The 18,653-nt window shown below is 60.3% G+C and carries 20 protein-coding genes and 2 tRNA genes; 6 read left to right on the plus strand and 16 right to left on the minus strand.

What is annotated here, in order from left to right; all coding sequences use genetic code 11:
• Window positions 1-44: 44 nt before the first annotated feature.
• The 13 genes from tolB to ACZ6YA_RS16520 all read right to left on the minus strand — a co-directional run bounded on the left by tolB (window position 45) and on the right by ACZ6YA_RS16520 (window position 10,611).
• A complete protein-coding gene (gene tolB, locus ACZ6YA_RS16460) occupies window positions 45-1,346 on the minus strand; it encodes a Tol-Pal system beta propeller repeat protein TolB (RefSeq protein WP_465898171.1) in 1,302 nt (433 codons plus the stop codon).
• Entirely contained in the window at window positions 1,343-2,419 is a 1,077-nt protein-coding gene (tolA, locus tag ACZ6YA_RS16465; RefSeq protein WP_465898172.1) for a cell envelope integrity protein TolA, read from the minus strand. Before tolA ends, tolB begins: the two co-directional genes overlap by 4 nt.
• Complete coding sequence (gene tolR, locus ACZ6YA_RS16470) at window positions 2,419-2,871, minus strand: protein TolR (RefSeq protein ID WP_012273765.1); 453 nt, start codon at window positions 2,869-2,871, stop codon at window positions 2,419-2,421. The genes tolA and tolR overlap by 1 nt, the downstream gene beginning before the upstream one ends.
• Before the next feature lie 14 nt (window positions 2,872-2,885).
• A complete protein-coding gene (gene tolQ, locus ACZ6YA_RS16475) occupies window positions 2,886-3,581 on the minus strand; it encodes a protein TolQ (protein WP_010952367.1) in 696 nt (231 codons plus the stop codon).
• A gap of 2 nt (window positions 3,582-3,583) precedes the next feature.
• Window positions 3,584-4,036 carry a tol-pal system-associated acyl-CoA thioesterase gene (gene ybgC, locus ACZ6YA_RS16480; protein WP_465898173.1) on the minus strand — a complete coding sequence of 151 codons (453 nt, stop codon included), beginning with the start codon at window positions 4,034-4,036 and terminating at the stop codon, window positions 3,584-3,586.
• Window positions 4,037-4,161: 125 nt separating this feature from the next.
• Window positions 4,162-5,208 (minus strand): Holliday junction branch migration DNA helicase RuvB, encoded by a 1,047-nt coding sequence (gene ruvB / locus ACZ6YA_RS16485; RefSeq protein WP_465898175.1) that lies wholly within the window; start codon window positions 5,206-5,208, stop codon window positions 4,162-4,164.
• Complete coding sequence (gene ruvA / locus ACZ6YA_RS16490) at window positions 5,205-5,822, minus strand: Holliday junction branch migration protein RuvA (protein ID WP_465898177.1); 618 nt, start codon at window positions 5,820-5,822, stop codon at window positions 5,205-5,207. The genes ruvB and ruvA overlap by 4 nt, the downstream gene beginning before the upstream one ends.
• Window positions 5,823-5,931: 109 nt before the next feature.
• Window positions 5,932-6,456 (minus strand): crossover junction endodeoxyribonuclease RuvC, encoded by a 525-nt coding sequence (gene ruvC / locus ACZ6YA_RS16495; RefSeq protein WP_465898179.1) that lies wholly within the window; start codon window positions 6,454-6,456, stop codon window positions 5,932-5,934.
• A 127-nt stretch (window positions 6,457-6,583) separates the two neighbouring features.
• Window positions 6,584-7,330: a YebC/PmpR family DNA-binding transcriptional regulator gene (locus ACZ6YA_RS16500; protein ID WP_465898180.1), complete on the minus strand. Its 747-nt coding sequence runs from the start codon at window positions 7,328-7,330 to the stop codon at window positions 6,584-6,586.
• Window positions 7,331-7,442: 112 nt separating this feature from the next.
• Complete coding sequence (aspS, locus tag ACZ6YA_RS16505; RefSeq protein WP_465898181.1) at window positions 7,443-9,218, minus strand: aspartate--tRNA ligase; 1,776 nt, start codon at window positions 9,216-9,218, stop codon at window positions 7,443-7,445.
• A gap of 95 nt (window positions 9,219-9,313) precedes the next feature.
• Window positions 9,314-9,535 (minus strand): FmdB family zinc ribbon protein, encoded by a 222-nt coding sequence (locus ACZ6YA_RS16510; RefSeq protein ID WP_403130507.1) that lies wholly within the window; start codon window positions 9,533-9,535, stop codon window positions 9,314-9,316.
• A gap of 93 nt (window positions 9,536-9,628) precedes the next feature.
• The gene (locus tag ACZ6YA_RS16515) at window positions 9,629-9,958 is read right to left on the minus strand and encodes a ribbon-helix-helix domain-containing protein (protein WP_465898183.1); all 330 of its coding nucleotides are present in this window, start codon (window positions 9,956-9,958) and stop codon (window positions 9,629-9,631) included.
• A gap of 179 nt (window positions 9,959-10,137) precedes the next feature.
• A complete protein-coding gene (locus ACZ6YA_RS16520; protein WP_023381917.1) occupies window positions 10,138-10,611 on the minus strand; it encodes a Dps family protein in 474 nt (157 codons plus the stop codon).
• A gap of 279 nt (window positions 10,612-10,890) precedes the next feature.
• Between ACZ6YA_RS16520 and ACZ6YA_RS16525 the strand changes: the two genes are divergently transcribed.
• Entirely contained in the window at window positions 10,891-11,484 is a 594-nt protein-coding gene (locus tag ACZ6YA_RS16525; protein WP_465898184.1) for a cold-shock protein, read from the plus strand.
• Between the two features lie 39 nt (window positions 11,485-11,523).
• Here ACZ6YA_RS16525 and ACZ6YA_RS16530 read toward each other — a convergent pair whose 3' ends face one another.
• Together ACZ6YA_RS16530 and ACZ6YA_RS16535 are read right to left on the minus strand one after the other, a co-directional pair.
• Complete coding sequence (locus ACZ6YA_RS16530) at window positions 11,524-11,730, minus strand: SlyX family protein (RefSeq protein ID WP_465898185.1); 207 nt, start codon at window positions 11,728-11,730, stop codon at window positions 11,524-11,526.
• On the minus strand, window positions 11,731-12,147 hold the full coding sequence (locus ACZ6YA_RS16535; protein WP_465898186.1) for an HIT family protein: 417 nt from the start codon (window positions 12,145-12,147) through the stop codon (window positions 11,731-11,733).
• 762 nt (window positions 12,148-12,909) lie between these two features.
• Between ACZ6YA_RS16535 and ACZ6YA_RS16540 the strand changes: the two genes are divergently transcribed.
• The 3 genes from ACZ6YA_RS16540 (at window position 12,910) to ACZ6YA_RS16550 (ending at window position 17,043) form a co-directional block, all read left to right on the plus strand.
• Entirely contained in the window at window positions 12,910-14,193 is a 1,284-nt protein-coding gene (locus tag ACZ6YA_RS16540) for an OprD family porin (RefSeq protein WP_465898188.1), read from the plus strand.
• A gap of 160 nt (window positions 14,194-14,353) precedes the next feature.
• Entirely contained in the window at window positions 14,354-16,069 is a 1,716-nt protein-coding gene (locus ACZ6YA_RS16545) for a proline--tRNA ligase (protein ID WP_465898189.1), read from the plus strand.
• A 20-nt stretch (window positions 16,070-16,089) separates the two neighbouring features.
• Complete coding sequence (locus ACZ6YA_RS16550) at window positions 16,090-17,043, plus strand: hypothetical protein (protein WP_465898191.1); 954 nt, start codon at window positions 16,090-16,092, stop codon at window positions 17,041-17,043.
• Window positions 17,044-17,071: 28 nt separating this feature from the next.
• On the opposite strand, the gene dinB is transcribed toward ACZ6YA_RS16550, so the two are convergent.
• Entirely contained in the window at window positions 17,072-18,130 is a 1,059-nt protein-coding gene (dinB, locus tag ACZ6YA_RS16555; protein ID WP_465898232.1) for a DNA polymerase IV, read from the minus strand.
• Between the two features lie 220 nt (window positions 18,131-18,350).
• On the opposite strand from dinB, the gene ACZ6YA_RS16560 reads away from it, so the two are divergent.
• Both ACZ6YA_RS16560 and ACZ6YA_RS16565 read left to right on the plus strand, forming a co-directional pair.
• Window positions 18,351-18,427: transfer RNA gene (locus tag ACZ6YA_RS16560), tRNA-Met, on the plus strand.
• 135 nt (window positions 18,428-18,562) lie between these two features.
• A tRNA-Met gene (locus ACZ6YA_RS16565) sits at window positions 18,563-18,639 on the plus strand.
• The last annotated feature ends 14 nt before the right edge of the window (window positions 18,640-18,653 follow it).

The following is an 18,653-nucleotide window of genomic DNA, read 5'->3' on the forward strand; positions in this document are numbered from 1 at the left end:
CTAATGAAACCCCAGTGTGTTAAGCAAAACGTAGTACGCCGCAATCAGTTCAGGTAAGGGGACCAGGACGGTTCTCTGACTTCGCCTTGAGCGGTAGGAAGTGGGAGCCTCACGCGGCCATTAAGCGACACGAGCATCAAGACTCCCCGGCCCTGCTGGCGGGTGGCGTAGATTAGCATGGTGCCGTTAGGCGCAACAGTGGGAGACTCATCAAGACTTGTTTCCGAGAGAATCTTTACACTTCCGCGCTGCAAGTCCTGTGCCGCCACTTTGAAGTTGGTGAAGCCCTGCTGACGGTGAATCATTACCAGGGTCTTCTCATCCGCCGACAGTTTAGGGTTGGCGTTGTAGTTACCCACGAACGTCACACGCTCGGCACCACCGCCACTGACCGACTGTTTGTAGATCTGCGGCTTGCCGCCACGGTCGGAAGTGAAATAAAGGGTGTTGCCATCCTTGCCCCAGAACGGCTCGGTATTGATACCCGGGCCGGCAGTGACGCGGCTGATCTGGCGCGAGGCCACGTTCATCACATAGATGTCCGGGTTGCCGTCTTTGGACAGCACGAACGCCAGGCGCGAACCGTCAGGCGACCAGGCCGGAGCACCGTTCAGGCCCTCGAAGTTGGTAACCTGTTCGCGGCGACCGGTATCGATGTGCTGGACGAAGATGCGCGGGCGCTTCTGTTCGAAGGAGACATAGGCGATACGCTTGCCATCCGGCGCGAAGCGCGGCGACAGGATCGGCTCACGCGACTGCAGCAGGGTCACTGCGCGCGCACCGTCGTAGTCGGAACGCTGCAGGGTGTAGCGGGTATTGTTGGTCGAGAAGCGCTCGGCAGTCACGTACAGCATGCGCGTGGAAAACGCACCTTTGATGCCGGTGAGCTTCTCGAAGGACTGGTCGGCGATGTAGTGCGACATGTCGCGCAGCTGGTCGGCGGTGCCCGCGACGCTGCCGGTCAGCACTTGCTGCTCGGTGGCGACGTTGAACAGCGCGTACTGTACCTGCAGGCGGCCACCCGAAGGGGTGATGCTGCCGACCATCACGTACTGGGCACCCAGGGCTTTCCAGTCACGGAAGATCACTTCGCTGGCCTGGCTGGGCTGGCTGATCATGTTCTGCCGCGGGATGGGCGAGTAGTACCCGGAGTTGCGCAGGTCGTTGCCGATGATATCGGCCATGTCTTCTGGCAGCACGCTACCACCCTGCAGACCGAACGGCACTACCGCGATGGGCGTGGCCCGATCGCTGCCGCTGGTGACCAGGATGTTCTTTTCCTCTGCCATGGCCATGCCTGCCACGCAGCACAGCATGACCAGCATTCCTCGAAGGAGTGTAATCACAACGCAAGATCCTCAGGAGTAAATGTCATCTTGAACGAACGATAACGGTTGAAATCGCTCGGCTTCATGCCCTGCATTTCGGTCAGTCGACCGATGTTCTTCATTGCTGCCACCGCCGAACTGTCAAACGGGCCGTCGCCACTAGAGCGCAACACACTGACGTTGGTGATGGTGCCATCCGGCAGCATGTTGATCTGCAGGACTACCGTCATGCCTTTACGCGCAGAAGGTGGACGCGCCCAGCCTTCGGCCGCACGCATACGGATCAGGTCGTCGAAATCACCGGCCACCTGGTCACCTTGCTCATCGGCCAGCGCTTGCTGCCGCTCGGTGGTATCAGACAACAGCTCGGCGAGGGCCTGGGCTTTCTTGTCTTCCGCCGACTTGCGGGCCGCTTCCTGTGCCTTCTTCTTCTGGGCGTCTGCAGCGGCCTTTTTCTTGGCCTCTTCAGCTGCCTTCTTCTTGGCGTCCTCGGCCGCCGCTTTCTTCTTGGCGTCCTCGGCTGCTTTTTTCTTGGCCTCTTCGGCTGCCTTTTTCTTGGCGTCCTCGGCCGCTTGTTTCTTGGCTTCTTCCTCGGCCTGCTTCTTGGCCTCTTCTTCAGCCTTCTTCTTGGCGATGTCGGCCTGCTGCTTTTCGGCGGCTTTCTTCGCTTCGGCGGCCTTCTTGGCTTCAGCGGCTTTCTTGGCTTCGGACGCTTTGGCGGCTTCCTCGGCCTTCTTCGCCTCGGCGGCTTCACGCGCCTCCTCGGCCTTTTGAGCGGCGTCGGCTTTCTTTTGTTCCGCAGCCTTCACGGCTTCCTGCTCGACCTTCTTCTGCTCAAGCTGTTCGACTTCGGTCTGGCGCGAGGCGGTTTTCTTCGCTTCCCCGGCAATCTTCTGATTGGTCTGGGTGGTCGCCTGGCTCTTGGACTTGAGCTGATACAGGGTAGCCTGAACGATCGGCTTGGAAGGCGGTAGTTCTGGCGTCATGGCAAAACTGACGAACAGCAGTGCGAACACCAGTACATGCAGGCCGATGGCCCAGACACTGGGCCAGAAGTAGCTTTCCGAGGCGGATGGCTCTCGCTGTTGCATCAGGGCGCCTCGGTAATCAGGCCAACGTTACCGACACCGGCCTTCTGCAACCCGCCCATGGCACCCATCACGGCGCCGTAGTCGACAGCCTTGTCGCCACGAATGAAGACCTGGGTCTGCTTGCCCTGGTCACGACCGGCGGCAATGATCTTGGTCACTGCGTTGGTCATGTCGGGCAAGGTCATGGCCTTGTCCATCTGCTTGTCGGTGTCGACTTCGCTGCCGAGGTTCCAGTAGTAGGTTTTGTCGGCCTTGATGGAGATGGTGAGGATCTGGACGTTGTTGTCCTGCGGCAAGGCTTCGCTGGAAACCTTGGGCAGGTCGACCTTCACGCCCTGGTTGAGCATGGGGGCCGTCACCATGAAGATAACCAGCAGCACCAGCATCACGTCGATGTAGGGCACCACGTTCATCTCGGCGACGGGCTTGCGTTTGTGGCGAACTCGGGCCATGGGCTTCTACCTGATTACTCTTCGCTGGTGTGCACTTTACGGTGCAGGATCGCCTGGAACTCGTCGGCGAAGGTGTAGTAACGACCGATCAGCACTTCGCTGCGCGCGGCGAAACGGTTGTAGGCGATGACCGCCGGGATTGCCGCGAACAGGCCGATGGCGGTGGCGATCAGCGCTTCGGCGATACCCGGAGCAACCGTGGCCAGGGTGGCTTGCTGAGCGCTGGCCAGGCCGCGGAAGGAGTTCATGATGCCCCACACGGTACCGAACAGGCCGATGTACGGGCTGGTCGAACCGACGGTGGCGAGGAACGGCAGGCTCTGCTCGAGCTTTTCTTCTTCACGCGAAATAGCCACACGCATGGCCCGGCCTACGCCTTCCATGACGGCGTCCGGGTCTACGCCCGGCTGCTGGCGCAGACGCGAAAACTCTTTGAAGCCGGCACGGAACACCTGCTCCACGCCCGAATCCGGATCCGGATTGCTGCCTGCCTGACGGTACAGCTTGGACAGGTCGATGCCCGACCAGAAGCGCTCCTCGAAGGCATCCAGCGCACGACGACCGGCGCGCAGCATGGTGCTGCGCTGGAAGATCATGATCCATGAAGTGACCGAGGCGGCCACCAGGGTCAGCATTACCAGCTGTACTACCACGCTGGCATTGCTGACCAGACTCCACATGGAGGTATGGTCGACGACGTTAGCTTCCACGCTTATTCTCCTGCATTCGATTGAGTACCCGAGCCGTCTGCCGCAAAGGCGTCGCGCAGCTGGGGAGGTATGGCTCGGGGTTTGAAAGTGTCGGCGCGTACGGCGGCCACCAGGAACTGCCCCTCGCAGAGCAGCGTTTCATCCTTTTCCCGCCAGACCTGCTGCACGAAACGCAGGCTGGCGCGATTGAGTTCAAGTACGTGTGCGGTGACGCGCAGCTCATCGTCCAACCGCGCCGGCGCGTGATAGCGCGCCTCGCTGGAATGGACCACGAACAGCAGGTTCTCGCCGGCCAGTTGCTGCTGGGAAAACCCCAGGTGACGCAACCGCTCGGTACGCGCGCGCTCCATGAACTTCAGGTAGTTGACGTAATACACCACGCCGCCGGCATCGGTATCTTCGTAATAGACGCGACAACGGTGTGCGAAAGGTTCAAGGCCATTTTGCGCGCGCATACTCTAGTGCTTACTCCTCAGCTTGCCAATCCGCTGCGGCAACTGTTTTTTCTTCATTAATGTCTTATTGCCAGCAACCATAGGGCATGCCAGCGGTAGGACCACGAAAAGCCGGTTTTGATCTGTCATTCATCGCCTGCTTCGGAAAAATCTGACCCTTCGCCCAGGCGACCGGGAATATTCAGACCAAAGTGCAGGTAGGCATGCCGGGTGACCACGCGCCCTCGGGGCGTGCGCATGATGTAGCCCTGCTGGATCAGGTAGGGTTCGAGCACGTCCTCGATGGTATGGCGCTCTTCGCTGATGGCAGCCGCCAGGTTATCTACGCCCACCGGACCGCCATCGAACTTCTCGATCATGGTCAGCAGCAAGCGCCGGTCAGAATGGTCAAAGCCGCGCTCGTCAACATCCAGCAGGTTGAGCGCCAGATCGGCCACGGCCTTGGTGATCTGCCCCTTGCCGCGCACTTCGGCATAGTCACGTACACGGCGCAGCAGGCGGTTGGCAATGCGCGGCGTGCCACGGGCACGGCGAGCGATCTCGTAGGCGCCCTGGTCCTCGATGACCAGCCCCAGAATGTTCGCAGACCGGCTGACGATGGTCGCCAGGTCCTTGTCGCTGTAGAACTCCAGGCGCTGGACGATGCCGAACCGGTCGCGCAGCGGGTTGGTGAGCATGCCGGCACGGGTGGTGGCCCCCACCAGGGTAAAGGGCGGCAGGTCGAGCTTGATCGAGCGGGCTGCGGGGCCCTCGCCGATCATGATGTCGAGCTGGAAATCCTCCATGGCCGGGTACAGCACCTCTTCGACGACCGGTGAAAGGCGGTGGATTTCGTCGATAAACAGCACATCATGCGGCTCAAGGTTGGTCAACATCGCCGCCAGGTCGCCGGGGCGTTCGAGAATAGGCCCCGAGGTACTCTTGACCGAGACCCCCATTTCCTGGGCAATGATGTTGGCCAGGGTGGTCTTACCCAACCCGGGCGGCCCGAATATCAGCGTGTGATCGAGCGATTCGTTGCGACCGCGTGCAGCCTGGATGAACAGTGCCATCTGCTCGCGCACCACCGGCTGGCCGATGTACTCGTCCAGGCGCAGCGGGCGGATCGCGCGGTCCTGGACTTCTTCACGGTCGCGGCCACTGGCGGCGATCAGGCGGTCGGCTTCGATCACTTGGTAATCATCCCTTTAAGGCTGCGGCGGATCAGCTCTTCACTGCTCAGGCCGGCCTTGTCCTTGATCGCGGCAATCGCCTTGCTCGCTTCTTGCGGCTTGTAGCCCAGGGAGACCAGCGCGCTGACGGCATCGGCCTCGGCCGTGGATTCACTGGCCACGGGCAGCGGGCCGTCGGAAACCAGGGTGAACATGGCGGGGGAAGTTTCCCAGGCCTTGAAGCGGTCCTTGAGCTCGACCAACAGGCGTTCGGCGGTTTTCTTGCCAACGCCGGGCACGCGCACCAGGACCGAGGTGTCCTGGGCTTGCACGCAGCGCACCAGCTCGTCCACTTCCAGGCCGGACATCAGCGCCAGCGCCAGCTTCGGGCCCACGCCGTTGAGGCGGATCAGCTCGCGGAACAACTCGCGCTCGCGCTTTTCGGCAAAGCCGTAGAGCAAGTGGGCATCTTCGCGTACCACCAAGTGGGTGTGCACGGTCACCGGCTCGCCGACCTTGGGCAGGCGATACAGGGTGGTCATGGGGACTTCCAGCTCGTAGCCCACGCCATTCACATCGATAATCAGGTGCGGCGGTTGCTTTTCCGCCAGGGTGCCGCGCAAACGTCCAATCACGTTCCGATCCTTCCTCTCGGGGAGCCGGTCGAAGACCGCTCAACCCTATCAGCAAATGCAACGGGTGAACGACTCACCCGGACAAAATATGTATCAGCGCATGAAGCGCTTACAGACGCAAGCGCCCGCCACGCCGTCGAGCCGTGGACAGGCCATGCGGCACCAGGCTGGAACGGGTATGGGCATGGCACAGAGCGATGGCCAGGGCGTCGGAGGCGTCGATCTGCGGCTTTTGCGTCAGTTTCAGCAAGTGCATGACCATCAACATCACCTGCTCCTTGTTCGCCCCGCCACTGCCGGCGACCGCCTGCTTTACCTGAGTCGCGCTGTACTCGGCGATTTCCAGGCCAGCCTCGGCGGCGGCGACGATGGCGGCGCCGCGCGCCTGGCCGAGCTTGAGTGCCGAGTCGGCGTTACGGGCCATGAATACGCGTTCGATACCCATGGTCACGGGGCCATGCAGGGCAATGATTTCACTGACGCCACGAAAAACGATCTGCAAGCGCTCGTGCAGCTCACCGCTGCCCGTGCGGATACAACCTGACGCCACGTACTCGCAACCACGGGCGGTCTGGCGCACAACGCCGTAACCGGTGATGCGCGAGCCGGGGTCGATACCAAGAATCAGAGTCATAACGCCTGCAATTCAGTTTGCATACTTTGGTGGCCTATTCGCGGGCAAGCCCGCTCCTACAGACCGCATGAAGCACCTGTGGGAGCGGGCTTGCCCGCGAATAGGCCGATAAGGCCAACGGAAAATCTCAGCCGAGTTTTTCCATGATCTCGTCGGAAATCTGTGCATTGGAGTAGACGTTCTGCACGTCATCCAGGTCTTCGAGCATGTCAATCAGCTTGAGCACCTTTTCCGCGCCCTCCTGATCCAGTTCGGCACTGGTCGTTGGCTGCATGACGATTTCCGCATCTACGGCCTTGAAGCCCGCCTCTTCCAACGCATTTCGCACCGCATAGAAGCTGTTGAACGAGGTAAAGACTTCGAACGAACCATCTTCGTTGCCGACCACGTCGTCGGCATCGGCTTCCATGGCGGCTTCCATCAGGGCATCTTCGTCGACACCCGGCGCGAAGCTGATCTGCCCCTTGCGCTCGAACAAGTAGGCCACCGAACCATCGGTACCAAGGTTGCCGCCACACTTGGTGAAGGCATGACGCACGGCGGCGGCGGTGCGATTGCGGTTATCGGTCATGGCCTCGACCATGATCGCCACGCCACCTGGGCCGTAACCTTCATAGCTGAGTTCTTCGACGTTGTCGCTTTCGTTGGTGCCGGCACCACGGGCCACGGCGCGATCGATGATATCGCGGCTCATGTTGGCGCCCAGGGCCTTGTCCAGCGCCAGGCGCAAGCGCGGGTTAGAGGCTGGATCACCGCCACCCTGCTTGGCCGCGACGGTCAGCTCACGGATCCACTTGGTGAAGATCTTGCCTCTCTTGGCATCCTGGCGCTCTTTGCGGTGCTTGATATTCGCCCACTTGGAATGACCAGCCATAACAACTCCAAATCCTTGAAACACAAACAGTTACGCCCCAAACGGGGCGCAACGACAAAATTTCTGCGCCGTAACGCAAAGGCGCATCCATTTGGATGCGCCCGGGGTCCGCTTACTCGACCTTGGTCTGTTCGCGCAGACGGATGTGCAGCTCGCGAAGGGCCTTGGCATCAACCAGGCCAGGCGCCTGGGTCATGACGCACGCGGCGCTCTGGGTTTTCGGGAAGGCGATCACTTCACGGATCGACTGGGCGCCGGTCATCAGCATGACCAGGCGATCCAGGCCGAAGGCCAGGCCACCGTGGGGCGGTGCACCGAACTTCAGGGCGTCGAGCAGGAAGCCGAACTTCTCTTCCTGCTCAGCCGCTTCGATACCCAACAGGCGGAACACCGCCTGCTGCATCTCTTTACGGTGAATACGGATCGAACCACCACCCAGCTCAGTGCCGTTCAGCACCATGTCGTAGGCGCGCGACAGCGCGGTGGCCGGATTGGCTTCGAGCTCTTCCGGGCTGCACTTCGGCGCGGTGAACGGGTGGTGCAGCGCGGTGAAGCTGCCGTCGTCGTTCTCTTCGAACATTGGGAAGTCGACGACCCACATCGGCGCCCACTCGCAGGTGTGCAGGTTGAAGTCGTTACCAACCTTGATACGCAGCGCACCCAAGGCCTCACTGACGATCTTGGCCTTGTCGGCACCGAAGAACACGATGTCGCCATCGACTGCGCCCACGCGATCGAGGATCACATTGAGGTTGGCCTCAGGGATGTTCTTGACGATCGGCGACTGCAGGCCTTCAACGCCCTTGGCGCGCTCGTTGACCTTGATGTATGCCAGGCCCTTGGCACCGTAGATGCCGACGAACTTGGTGTACTCGTCGATCTTGCTGCGCGGCATGCTGGCGCCGCCTGGCAGGCGCAGTGCAGTAACGCGGCACTTCGGATCGTTGGCAGGGCCAGCGAACACCTTGAAGTCGACATCTTTCAGCTGGTCGGCAACGTCGACCAGTTCCAGCGGGTTACGCAGGTCTGGCTTGTCGGAACCGTAGCGGCGCATGGCTTCTTCGAAGGTCATGTGCGGGAATTCGCCGAATTCCAGGTCCAGGACTTCCTTGAACAGCTTACGGATCATGCTCTCGGTCAGGCCCATGATCTCGGACTCATCGAGGAAACTGGTCTCGATGTCGATCTGGGTGAACTCCGGCTGACGGTCAGCACGCAGGTCTTCGTCACGGAAGCATTTGGCGATCTGGTAGTAGCGGTCGAAGCCGGCGACCATCAACAGTTGCTTGAACAGCTGAGGCGACTGCGGCAGGGCGAAGAAGCTGCCAGCGTGGGTGCGGCTCGGCACCAGGTAGTCGCGCGCGCCTTCCGGGGTGGCACGGGTAAGGATCGGCGTTTCGACGTCGAGGAAGCCGTTTTCGTCGAGGAAGCGACGGATGCTGCTGGTGATGCGCGAACGCAGGCGCAGCTTGTCGGCCATTTCCGGGCGACGCAGGTCGATGAAGCGGTAGCGCAGGCGGGTTTCTTCGCCAACGTCGGAATATTCGTTCAGGGGGAACGGCGGGGTTTCAGCTTCGTTGAGCACGGTCAGCTGATAGCCGAGGATTTCGATGGCGCCGGAGGCCATGTTGGCGTTCACCGCACCGTCCGGGCGCTTGCGCACCTTACCGGTGAGTTGCACCACGTATTCGCTGCGCACGCGGTCGGCGGCGGCGAAGGTGTCGGCGCGGTCCGGGTCGAACACGACCTGGGCCATGCCTTCGCGGTCACGGATATCGAGGAAGATCACCCCGCCGTGGTCGCGGCGACGATGGACCCAGCCGCAAAGGGTGACTTCCTGGCCGTCCAGGCTCTCGTTCAGTTGGCCGCAATAATGGCTGCGCATCATGATGGTGGTTTCGCTTCTCGTGATTCGTGTATTCGATGGAGGCCTTGACCGCCCCAGGGGGCTAATACTGCAAGACCCGGCTACTGCAATTCAACTCAGTCGGCCTTGTCGCCGCCTGCCAGATTCTTTTTTGCCCCGGTCTTGAAGTCGGTTTCGTACCAGCCGCTACCGCTCAGGCGAAAACCGGGAACCGACAGCAGCTTCTTCAATGCCGGCGCCTGACACGCCGGGCACTCGGTCAACGGCGCGGCGCTGATCTTCTGCAACGCTTCCATTCGGTGATCGCAGGATGCACATTGATAGTCATAAAGGGGCATGGGTGTCTCTCGTCAACCATAACGCTGGCTGCCAGCGGCAGCAAAAAGCGGGATTATATATGGTTAACAGACACTGCGCAGCCCGCCTGGCGATCAGCGCGCGCCGGACGGTTGCTGCAGCCAGGCCACACAGATCACCCGGATCAGGCCACTGAAGTTGCGCACGCCGCCCTGACGCAAGTGCACCTCGCGATCCACGTAGGAAAGCACGGTACTGACCGAACACTCATTGACCTCGGCGATGCGCTCGAGGATACCCCAATAAACCGCCTCCAGGCGCAAACAGGTTGAAAAACCGTTGAGCCGAACCGAGCGCGATACTGGGCGGATTTGCTTCATGTCAAAATCTGCCCTGAACGGATCGATACCTTGTTTGACAGGGCAACGCCCCTGACCCGCTACACGCTTGCTCCCTTGCATCATTCACTCCATTGCCTCGCCACAGGTTGTGCTCCCTGCGCCTCGCGACAGGCATCGACACAGGAACCAGTGGCTCAATGAAGCGCTTACAGCCCGCCACAAAGCAGCGGTAAACCCTTCCCGCACAACGGAAAAAGCCCGAACGAGCAGGGCTCGATCGGGCCTTCAGGCATGCTTTCCGATTACTTGCCGTCAAGCAGCACCCGCAGCATCCAGGCCGTTTTCTCATGCACCTGCATCCGCTGGGTGAGCAGGTCGGCGGTCGGCTCGTCACTGACCTTATCCACCACCGGGAAGATACTGCGCGCGGTACGCACCACCGCCTCCTGCCCCTGCACAAGCTGGCGGATCATTTCATCCGCCGCAGGCACACCCTCCTCTTCCTTGATCGAGGAGTGCCGCGCATAAAAGGCATAGGACCCAGGCGCCGGGAAGCCCAGAGCGCGTATCCGCTCGGCGATCGAGTCGACCGCCAGGGCCAACTCGTTGTACTGCTCTTCGAACATCAGGTGCAGGGTGCGGAACGAAGGTCCGGTCACGTTCCAATGAAAGTTATGGGTTTTCAGATACAGCACATAGGTATCCGACAACAGGCGGGAAAGCCCTTCAACGATGGACTTGCGATCTTCTTCACTGATACCGATATCGATTGCCATGAAGTTCCCCTTTTCCATATGGCTTGATGATCAAGCGGGCTTTCACACTGTATCAACACTTCGCCCAGCGCGCCCATGACACAGGGCAACCCATCGCCACCCGGCACCCTCAATTTGAGAAGGCCCGGGCTTTGCTGTTAAATAGGCACCGTGCCACCCGTGCGGACTGTCATTGCCGGGTGCATAGGCTGGCCCAACACGTTTTCGCGCGCTCTACCTCATGCGCACCGTGCTGCCAGCTCTTCCTGTGATCAGCCTTATCAACTGCGAGCCAACTCCATGTTCAAGATCGTCCACCTGGTGACGGGCGCTGCGGCTTTGCTGCTATCGCTCATACCCAGCCTGAAAACCGACGCAGTACCCTTCCTGCAGCAACCCGACGCGGTCTACCTGGCCCTGCTCGGCCTGCTCAACCTGCTGCTGGCACCGGTCGTGCCCCTCTATTACCGAGGCGCGCGCCAGCAACTGCAACACCTGGCCTGCGCCTTGCTGGTGGTGGCGGTGGTGCTGCAGACGCTGACCCTGCTGGCCCGCCCGGAAATGGGTAACCTGGCAGCACTGGTCTGTGCGGCACTCGCCATTGTGCTGCATCTGGCCGCAGGTTTTGCCCGCAGCCCTCGTAAATCCAGACCCAGCCAAGGCGCACCCCTGGAGACCGGCAAGCGCGATACCGGCACCGTCAAGTGGTTCAATACGTCCAAAGGCTTTGGTTTCATCTCCCGCGACTCGGGTGACGATATCTTTGTCCACTTCCGCGCCATTCGCGGCGAGGGCCACCGCATTCTGGTCGAAGGCCAGCGCGTGGAATTTTCGGTGATGCACCGTGACAAAGGCCTGCAGGCCGAAGACGTGGTCGCGGTAAACCGCCGCTGACCCTTTGCAGCCCTGGGGCAACCCCAGGGCTGTCGCCACTCAATAATGGGGTGGCGGCGCTTCCTCACCCTCGCTGCCGTATTGGCCGACCATTTCTTCGTAACGCTTGATCAGCTCGGCCATTTGCAGCTGCAGGCGGTCGATCACTCGCCCCTGCTCGACCACTATATCGTTCAACGCCTGGATGGTGTCGTCCTGAAAGGCCTGGCGGGTTTCCAGTTCAATGATGCGCGATTCCGCTGACATTCAGGCCTCCTGATAATCGCTGAGCAGCCCACGCATGCGCAGGCGAATGGCATCTACCTGCCCCGGGGCATATTCGACAGCGGGCACCTTGCCCCAGACCGGCGCTGGCCAGGCGGCATCGCCGTGTCGACGAACGATGATATGCATGTGCATCTGGCTGACCACGTTGCCCAGCGTGGCAACATTCATCTTGTCGGCCGCGAATTCACCCTTGAGCACTTTGGCCAGGTAGGTGGTTTCTTTCCACAACTGCGCCTGATCTTGCTGGCTCAGGTCGAACAACTCGCTCACACCTTCGCGCTTGGGCACCAGGATGAACCAGGGGTAATTGGCATCCTTGCTGAGCAGCAGACGGCACAGCGGAAAGTCTCCAAGCACCAGAGAATCCTGCTGCAGACGCGAATCCATCTCAAACACTACAAACCTCCAACAAATTGAATCGAATCCGGCCGATGCGGGATATCGCGCAAGGATACCTCGCTTCGCCCTCGCCGGTATGCAACCGCTGCCCGACTGCACACTTTAAGTTCATGAAAATCCGCCACCTGCACAGTTGCGGTAACACCCCGCTACTTTTCGCACCAAAATGAGGCCGCAAACGAACACACCACTACGCTTTTACACACACAAATGACTCAGCATGAACAGTTGCCGGTAACACGTTGACTTTTATGGCAGCTTTTGGGTTTGCATGCCCCACAGCCGTCAGCATCGCGCCGGATAGATCCCACCCCGTGTTTTCGGGACCTTTCGACCTCTGCCAGCAGCATTTGTGAAAATTTCATGAACCGTTGTTAATTTTGAGCACGCTTGTTGCATTCCCCTCACACCAAGTCGGCACGACATCTGCATCAAGCGATGGACGCGACAAATAACAACAGCCGCTTTGGATACACCAGGGAGTTTCCCTAACCGGAATCTGTAGTTACAGAATCATTACGGTGACAGGAACAGCGCTGGCGTTGTACGCCCCGGAAATCCGGGACGTGATTTGCGACATGGAAATACCTGAAAGCGACATGACCATAAAGTTCCCGAAAGGTTGTTTATGCCCATATCGCCAACAACAGTCAGCGTGCTATACATTTCCGCCGACATAACAAGAAAGAGCTGCCCCATATAACTAAAACACTTGGGCGCAGCGGTACTCTTCCTAAAAAACCAAAGGAGCAAATCACGATGCGCGTGATGAAGTGGAGCTTGATCGCCCTGGCCGTTTCGGCAGGCACCTCGCAATTGGCCTTCGCCTCTGCACAGGACGAGTCCAAGGGTTTCATCGAAGACAGCCAGCTGAACGTCAAAACTCGCATGCTGTACTTCAGCCGTGACTTCCGCAACAACGACCGCGATCCGGTTACCGGTGACCGCCAAAGCCGCGTTGAAGAAACCGGCCTCGGCTTCCTCGGCACCTTCGAATCGGGCTTCACCCAAGGCACCGTAGGCTTCGGCGTCGATGCCATCGGCATGCTCGGCCTGAAACTGGACAGCGGTAAAGGTCGTGCCGGTACCGGCCTGTTCCCGGAAGGCTCCGACGGGCGTTCGCAGGATGACTACTCCTCGGGCGGCGGTGCGGTCAAACTGCGCATCTCCAACACCGTGTTGAAGTACGGCAGCCAGTTCACCGCCCTGCCAGTCTTCGCCACTGACGACAGCCGACTGCTGCCGGAAGTTGCTGAAGGTGGTCTGATCACCAGCAATGAAATCGAAGGTCTGACCCTGCACGCGGGTCACTTCACCGCCATGAAAGCACAGGCCGAAACCGACCGTGACAGCCTGCACCTGACCCAGGCAGACGTCCTCGGTGGCACCTACGCTATCACCGATAGCCTGAGCACCAGCCTGTACTACTCCAAAGTAGAAGATTACTGGCGCAAGTACTACGGCAACATCAACTGGGCCCTGCCGATTTCCGAAAAGCAAGGCCTGGTGTTCGACTTCAACATCTATGACACCAAGAGTGAAGGCAGCGCCCTGTACAAAGCGTACGATGGCGACAAACTTGACAACACCGCCTTCAGCCTGTCGGCCGCCTGGAACATCGGCGCCCACACCTTCACCCTCGTGCACCAGCGCGTTCACGGTGATGGTGACTACGGTTATGGCGTCGACGGTGGCGGCACCGTCTTCCTGGGTAACTCGGTTGCCCGTTCCGACTTCAACGCCGAAGACGAAAAATCCTGGCAGGCACGCTACGACCTGAACTTCGCTGAGTTCGGCGTACCCGGCCTGACCTTCATGACCCGCTATGTGCGCGGTACCGACGCCAACGTCGCCGGCACCAGCAACGGCAAGGAATGGGAACGCGACGTCGACATCAAGTACGTGCTGCAAGAGGGCCCGGCCAAGGACCTGAGCTTCCGCGTCCGCCAGGCCACCTACCGCTCCAGCGATGGCGTTTACTACGGTTCGAGTTCGATCGACGAACTGCGCCTGATCGTCGAGTACCCGCTGAGCATCCTGTAAGCCTCGCTTATAGTGCCCCGCACCTGAAAAAGCCCGGCACGCTTGCCGGGCTTTTTCTTGGCTGACAATTGCCACGCCCTGGGGCATTCTGTACGCCTTCGTTTCGCCCCCGTACAATGCGGGGTCATTTCAATGTCTTAGGCAATCGACACGGCTAACCATGCGCACCAGTCAATATTTGCTCGCCACCCAGAAAGAAACCCCTGCCGATGCAGTGGTCATCAGCCATCAGCTCATGCTGCGTGCCGGCATGATCCGCAAGCTGGCCTCCGGCCTGTACACCTGGCTGCCGATGGGCCTGCGGGTAATGCGCAAGGTCGAAGCCGTGGTGCGCGAGGAAATGAACGCCGCCGGTGCCCTGGAAGTGCTGATGCCCAGCATCCAGCCTGCCGAACTGTGGCAGGAATCCGGCCGCTGGGAACAGTACGGCCCGGAGCTGCTGCGCCTGAAGGACCGCCACCAGCGCGACTTCTGCGTCGGCCCGACCCACGAAGAAGTCATCACCGACCTGGCCCGCAACGAGCTGTCCAGCTATAAACAGCTGCCGCTCAACATGTACCAGATCCAGACCAAATTCCGTGACGAGATCCGCCCACGCTTCGGCCTGATGCGTGGCCGCGAGTTCATCATGAAGGATGCCTATTCCTTCCATGCCGACCAGGCTTCCCTGCAGGAAACCTACGACCGCATGCACCAGGCGTACTCCAACATCTTCACCCGCCTGGGCCTGGACTTCCGCCCAGTGCAGGCCGACACCGGCTCCATCGGTGGCAGCTATTCGCATGAATTCCACGTGCTGGCATCGTCCGGCGAAGACGATGTGATCTTCAGCGACAGCTCCGATTACGCCGCCAACATCGAAAAGGCCGAGGCCATTCCGCGCGAGACCGTGCGCCCAGCGCCCACCGAAGAACTGCGCCTGGTCGATACGCCAGAGGCCAAGACCATCGCCCAACTGGTGGAAAACCACGGCCTGGCGATCGAGAAGACCGTCAAGACCTTGATCGTGCGTGGTGCCGAAGAAGGCAAGCTGATTGCCCTGATCGTTCGTGGTGACCACGAACTGAACGAAATCAAGGCCACCAAGCTCGAGCAGGTTGCCGACCCACTGGTAATGGCCACCGAAGCCGAGCTGCGCGACGCGATTGGTGCTGGCGCCGGCTCCCTGGGCCCGCTCAACCTGCCACTGGAAATCATCATCGACCGTTCGGTTGCCCTGATGAGCGACTTCGGCATCGGTGCCAACATCGACGACAAGCACTACTTCGGCGTCAACTGGGAGCGCGATCTGCCGGTCCCTCAGGTGGCCGACCTGCGCAACGTCGTCGAGGGCGACCCAAGCCCGGATGGCCAGGGCACCCTGGTGATCAAGCGCGGCATCGAAGTCGGGCACATCTTCCAGCTCGGCACCAAATACAGTGAAGCGCTCAAATGCCAGGTCCTGGGCGAAAACGGCAAGCCGGTGGTGCTGTCCATGGGCTGCTATGGCATCGGCGTATCCCGCGTGGTCGCCGCCGCGATCGAGCAGAGCTATGACGACAAGGGCATCATCTGGAACGACGCCCTGGCGCCCTTCCAGATTGCCCTGGTACCGCTGCGCTACGAAACCGACGTGGTCCGCGAAGCCACCGACAAACTGTACGCCGAACTGACGGCCGCCGGCTTCGAAGTGCTGCTGGACGACCGCGACAAGAAAACCAGCCCCGGCATCAAGTTTGCCGACATGGAGCTGATCGGCATTCCACACCGTATCGTGGTCAGCGATCGCGGCCTGGCCGACGGCAACCTGGAATACAAGCACCGCACCGAACAGGATGCTCAAGCGCTGCCGCTCAATGAAGTGCTGACCTTCCTGCAGGCCCGCGTTCGCCGCTGATAAACAATGCACGAGTGATCATGTCCAAGCGAAGTACCTTTACCCTGGGGGGCGCCGCACTATGCGGCGCCCTGCTCGTCAGCGGCTGCGCCAACCAGATGTCCCAGCGTAGCGAGCATGAGGAGCGCGTCGAGCGCAAACTGCTCGAACACACCCTGCAGATCGATGTCGGCGAGCCGAAGGTGATGGAGCTGCCGCAGCGGCGTGTGCGTGTGCATGAACAGAAGCGCTTCGAAGTCACCGAGTTCGAAGTGACCCGCCGCTACGACCGCTACACGCCGTACCAACCGTGGCGGGAGGTCTACGAGATCCCGCTGGGCGCGGTGGCGGTGGTGGCCGGAGTAGGCGCCAACGTGGTCAACGTCTTCGCCTTGGGCAACCTGCCGGAAAGCGTGACCCACGACTGGCTCAGCTATGGCGTGGCCGGGCTAAACCCGTTCATGAACGTGCAGTCCAACGGTCGCGCCCAGCAGAACCTTGCCGGGATCAGTGAAGTGCAGAAGGACAAGCGTGAAGAGTTCACCAGCCTGCCCTGGAGCGAACGCCTGGTCGAGGTCAAGGCCGGCAAGATGACGCACGAGCTGACCACCGACAGGAACGGCGTGCTGCGCCTGAACCTGCTCGACAGCCCGTTCTCGGAGCAGCACCTGAACCAGGTCGGCACCCTGCACCTGCAAGTGGTCGACGAAGACAATGCGGTACGCGGCGATGCCAGCCTGCTGGTCAGCGCGACCTTGCGCAACAAGCTTCGTGAAGCCCACGAGCTGATTTTCGACGACCTCGAAGACGACGATGTCGGCCAATGGGTACACCGGGTCAAGCGCCTGTCGGAGCTGGGCCTGGAAGAGGAAGCCAGCGAGATGGAGCAGAGCCTGATCGAGTTGACCCGCAACGACCCGGAGCTTCAGCAGGAGTTTCTGCAGGCGTTGACCAAGGCAACTGGCCGGCTGGTAGCTGATCCAGGCGTGCAGTAATAAAAGAGGGACCGCACTGCGGTCCCTTTCATTTATCCGCAAAAAGCTCCAGCTGCTCATGCGCCCCGCGCAGATCGCGCAGCCTCACCCCTACACCAAGCAAGCGCACCGGCTTGCCACCCCTGGCAAATGCTTGCTTTAGCAGATGCCGGTAGCTTTCCAAGTCCCTGCCTGCCCCTGCCTGCTCCAGGGTGGTCTGGCTGAAATCGTGAAACTTGACCTTGACGAATGGTTTGTCCGGCCGATAGCTGCTGTCCATACGAGCGATTCGCTCGTTCAGGCTGTCGAGCAATTCAGGCAAGCGCTCCAGGCAACTGGCCAAGTCCGGCAGATCGGTATCGTAGGTATTTTCCACGCTGACCGATTGCCTGCGGCTGTCGTTGTGCACCGCCCGTTCGTCAATGCCCCGCGCCAGCCCCCATAACCGCTCGCCAAAACTGCCGAATTCCCGCACCAGTGCCAGCCGCGACCAGTCGCGCATATCCAGACAGGTGTCGATACCCAGCCGGGCGAGCTTGTCTGCCGTTACCTTTCCTACCCCATGCAGCCTGGAAACAGGTAAAGCCGCGACAAACGCCTCCACTTGGTCTGGGGTAATCACGAAAATGCCATTGGGCTTGCGCCAGTCACTGGCGATCTTGGCCAGGAACTTGTTCGGCGCCACCCCGGCCGAGACTGTGATGTGCAGGGTACGGGCCACCCGCCGGCGAATATCTTCTGCAATGCGCGTGGCGCTGCCGGCAAACCATTGGCTGTCGCTCACGTCCAGATAGGCTTCATCCAACGATAGCGGTTCGATCAGCTCGGTGTAATCACGGAAGATGCCGTGGATCTCTCGCGAAGCCTCGCGGTAGGCTTCGAAACGCGGCTTGACGATCAGCAAGTCGGGGCAGAGCTTGAGCGCATGCCGGGACGACATGGCGGAACGTACCCCATAGGCACGCGCCTCATAATTGCAGGTAGCGATCACACCTCGATGCTCAGGCGAGCCGCCCACGGCCATGGGCCGGCCAGCCAGACGCGGGTCGTCACGCATCTCGATCGCGGCGTAGAAGCAATCGCAGTCGATGTGGATGATCTTGCGCAAGGACATGGATGACCGTGAGTACTGTAGATTCATACAGATAGTAACGCATGCACCTACTCCTAGACAGCCACCGGCTTAGACTGCTCGACAATTGGCCTGAAACCCCCGGCATACCTGAGCTGCATGGCTAATCCAACCGCTAAGGGTTTGAACGAAAACGGTTTTTTTGAAAGATTTGCTTGACACTGGAGAGGAAATCCGTAGAATTCGATCTCACAGGCGCGGGATGGAGCAGCCTGGTAGCTCGTCGGGCTCATAACCCGAAGGTCGTCGGTTCAAATCCGGCTCCCGCAACCAGATTCGAGAAAAGGCCACTGTTAACGCAGTGGCCTTTTTCTCTGCCCTGAAAAAGGCAAAGACTAAAAACTTAAGTTAAATCAATAAGTAATGCTTGACTCCAAATGCTTACGCTGTAGAATTCGATCCCACAGGCGCGGGATGGAGCAGCCTGGTAGCTCGTCGGGCTCATAACCCGAAGGTCGTCGGTTCAAATCCGGCTCCCGCAACCAGATTCGAGAAAACG

The sequence above is a fragment of the Pseudomonas sp. NPDC090752 genome (assembly GCF_055584805.1).

What these genes read in the sequence shown, in the direction of transcription:
- ACZ6YA_RS16520 (WP_023381917.1), bottom strand. Translation starts at nt 10,611, where the DNA reads ATGGCAATCGATATCGGTATCAGTGAAGAAGATCGCAAGTCCATCGTT.
- ACZ6YA_RS16530 (WP_465898185.1), bottom strand. Translation starts at nt 11,730, where the DNA reads ATGTCAGCGGAATCGCGCATCATTGAACTGGAAACCCGCCAGGCCTTT.
- ACZ6YA_RS16550 (WP_465898191.1), top strand. Translation starts at nt 16,090, where the DNA reads ATGTCCAAGCGAAGTACCTTTACCCTGGGGGGCGCCGCACTATGCGGC.
- ACZ6YA_RS16515 (WP_465898183.1), bottom strand. Translation starts at nt 9,958, where the DNA reads ATGATGCAAGGGAGCAAGCGTGTAGCGGGTCAGGGGCGTTGCCCTGTC.
- ACZ6YA_RS16510 (WP_403130507.1), bottom strand. Translation starts at nt 9,535, where the DNA reads ATGCCCCTTTATGACTATCAATGTGCATCCTGCGATCACCGAATGGAA.
- ybgC (WP_465898173.1), bottom strand. Translation starts at nt 4,036, where the DNA reads ATGCGCGCGCAAAATGGCCTTGAACCTTTCGCACACCGTTGTCGCGTC.
- ACZ6YA_RS16540 (WP_465898188.1), top strand. Translation starts at nt 12,910, where the DNA reads ATGCGCGTGATGAAGTGGAGCTTGATCGCCCTGGCCGTTTCGGCAGGC.
- tolA (WP_465898172.1), bottom strand. Translation starts at nt 2,419, where the DNA reads ATGCAACAGCGAGAGCCATCCGCCTCGGAAAGCTACTTCTGGCCCAGT.
- ACZ6YA_RS16500 (WP_465898180.1), bottom strand. Translation starts at nt 7,330, where the DNA reads ATGGCTGGTCATTCCAAGTGGGCGAATATCAAGCACCGCAAAGAGCGC.
- ACZ6YA_RS16525 (WP_465898184.1), top strand. Translation starts at nt 10,891, where the DNA reads ATGTTCAAGATCGTCCACCTGGTGACGGGCGCTGCGGCTTTGCTGCTA.
- ACZ6YA_RS16545 (WP_465898189.1), top strand. Translation starts at nt 14,354, where the DNA reads ATGCGCACCAGTCAATATTTGCTCGCCACCCAGAAAGAAACCCCTGCC.
- aspS (WP_465898181.1), bottom strand. Translation starts at nt 9,218, where the DNA reads ATGATGCGCAGCCATTATTGCGGCCAACTGAACGAGAGCCTGGACGGC.
- ruvC (WP_465898179.1), bottom strand. Translation starts at nt 6,456, where the DNA reads ATGACTCTGATTCTTGGTATCGACCCCGGCTCGCGCATCACCGGTTAC.
- tolR (WP_012273765.1), bottom strand. Translation starts at nt 2,871, where the DNA reads ATGGCCCGAGTTCGCCACAAACGCAAGCCCGTCGCCGAGATGAACGTG.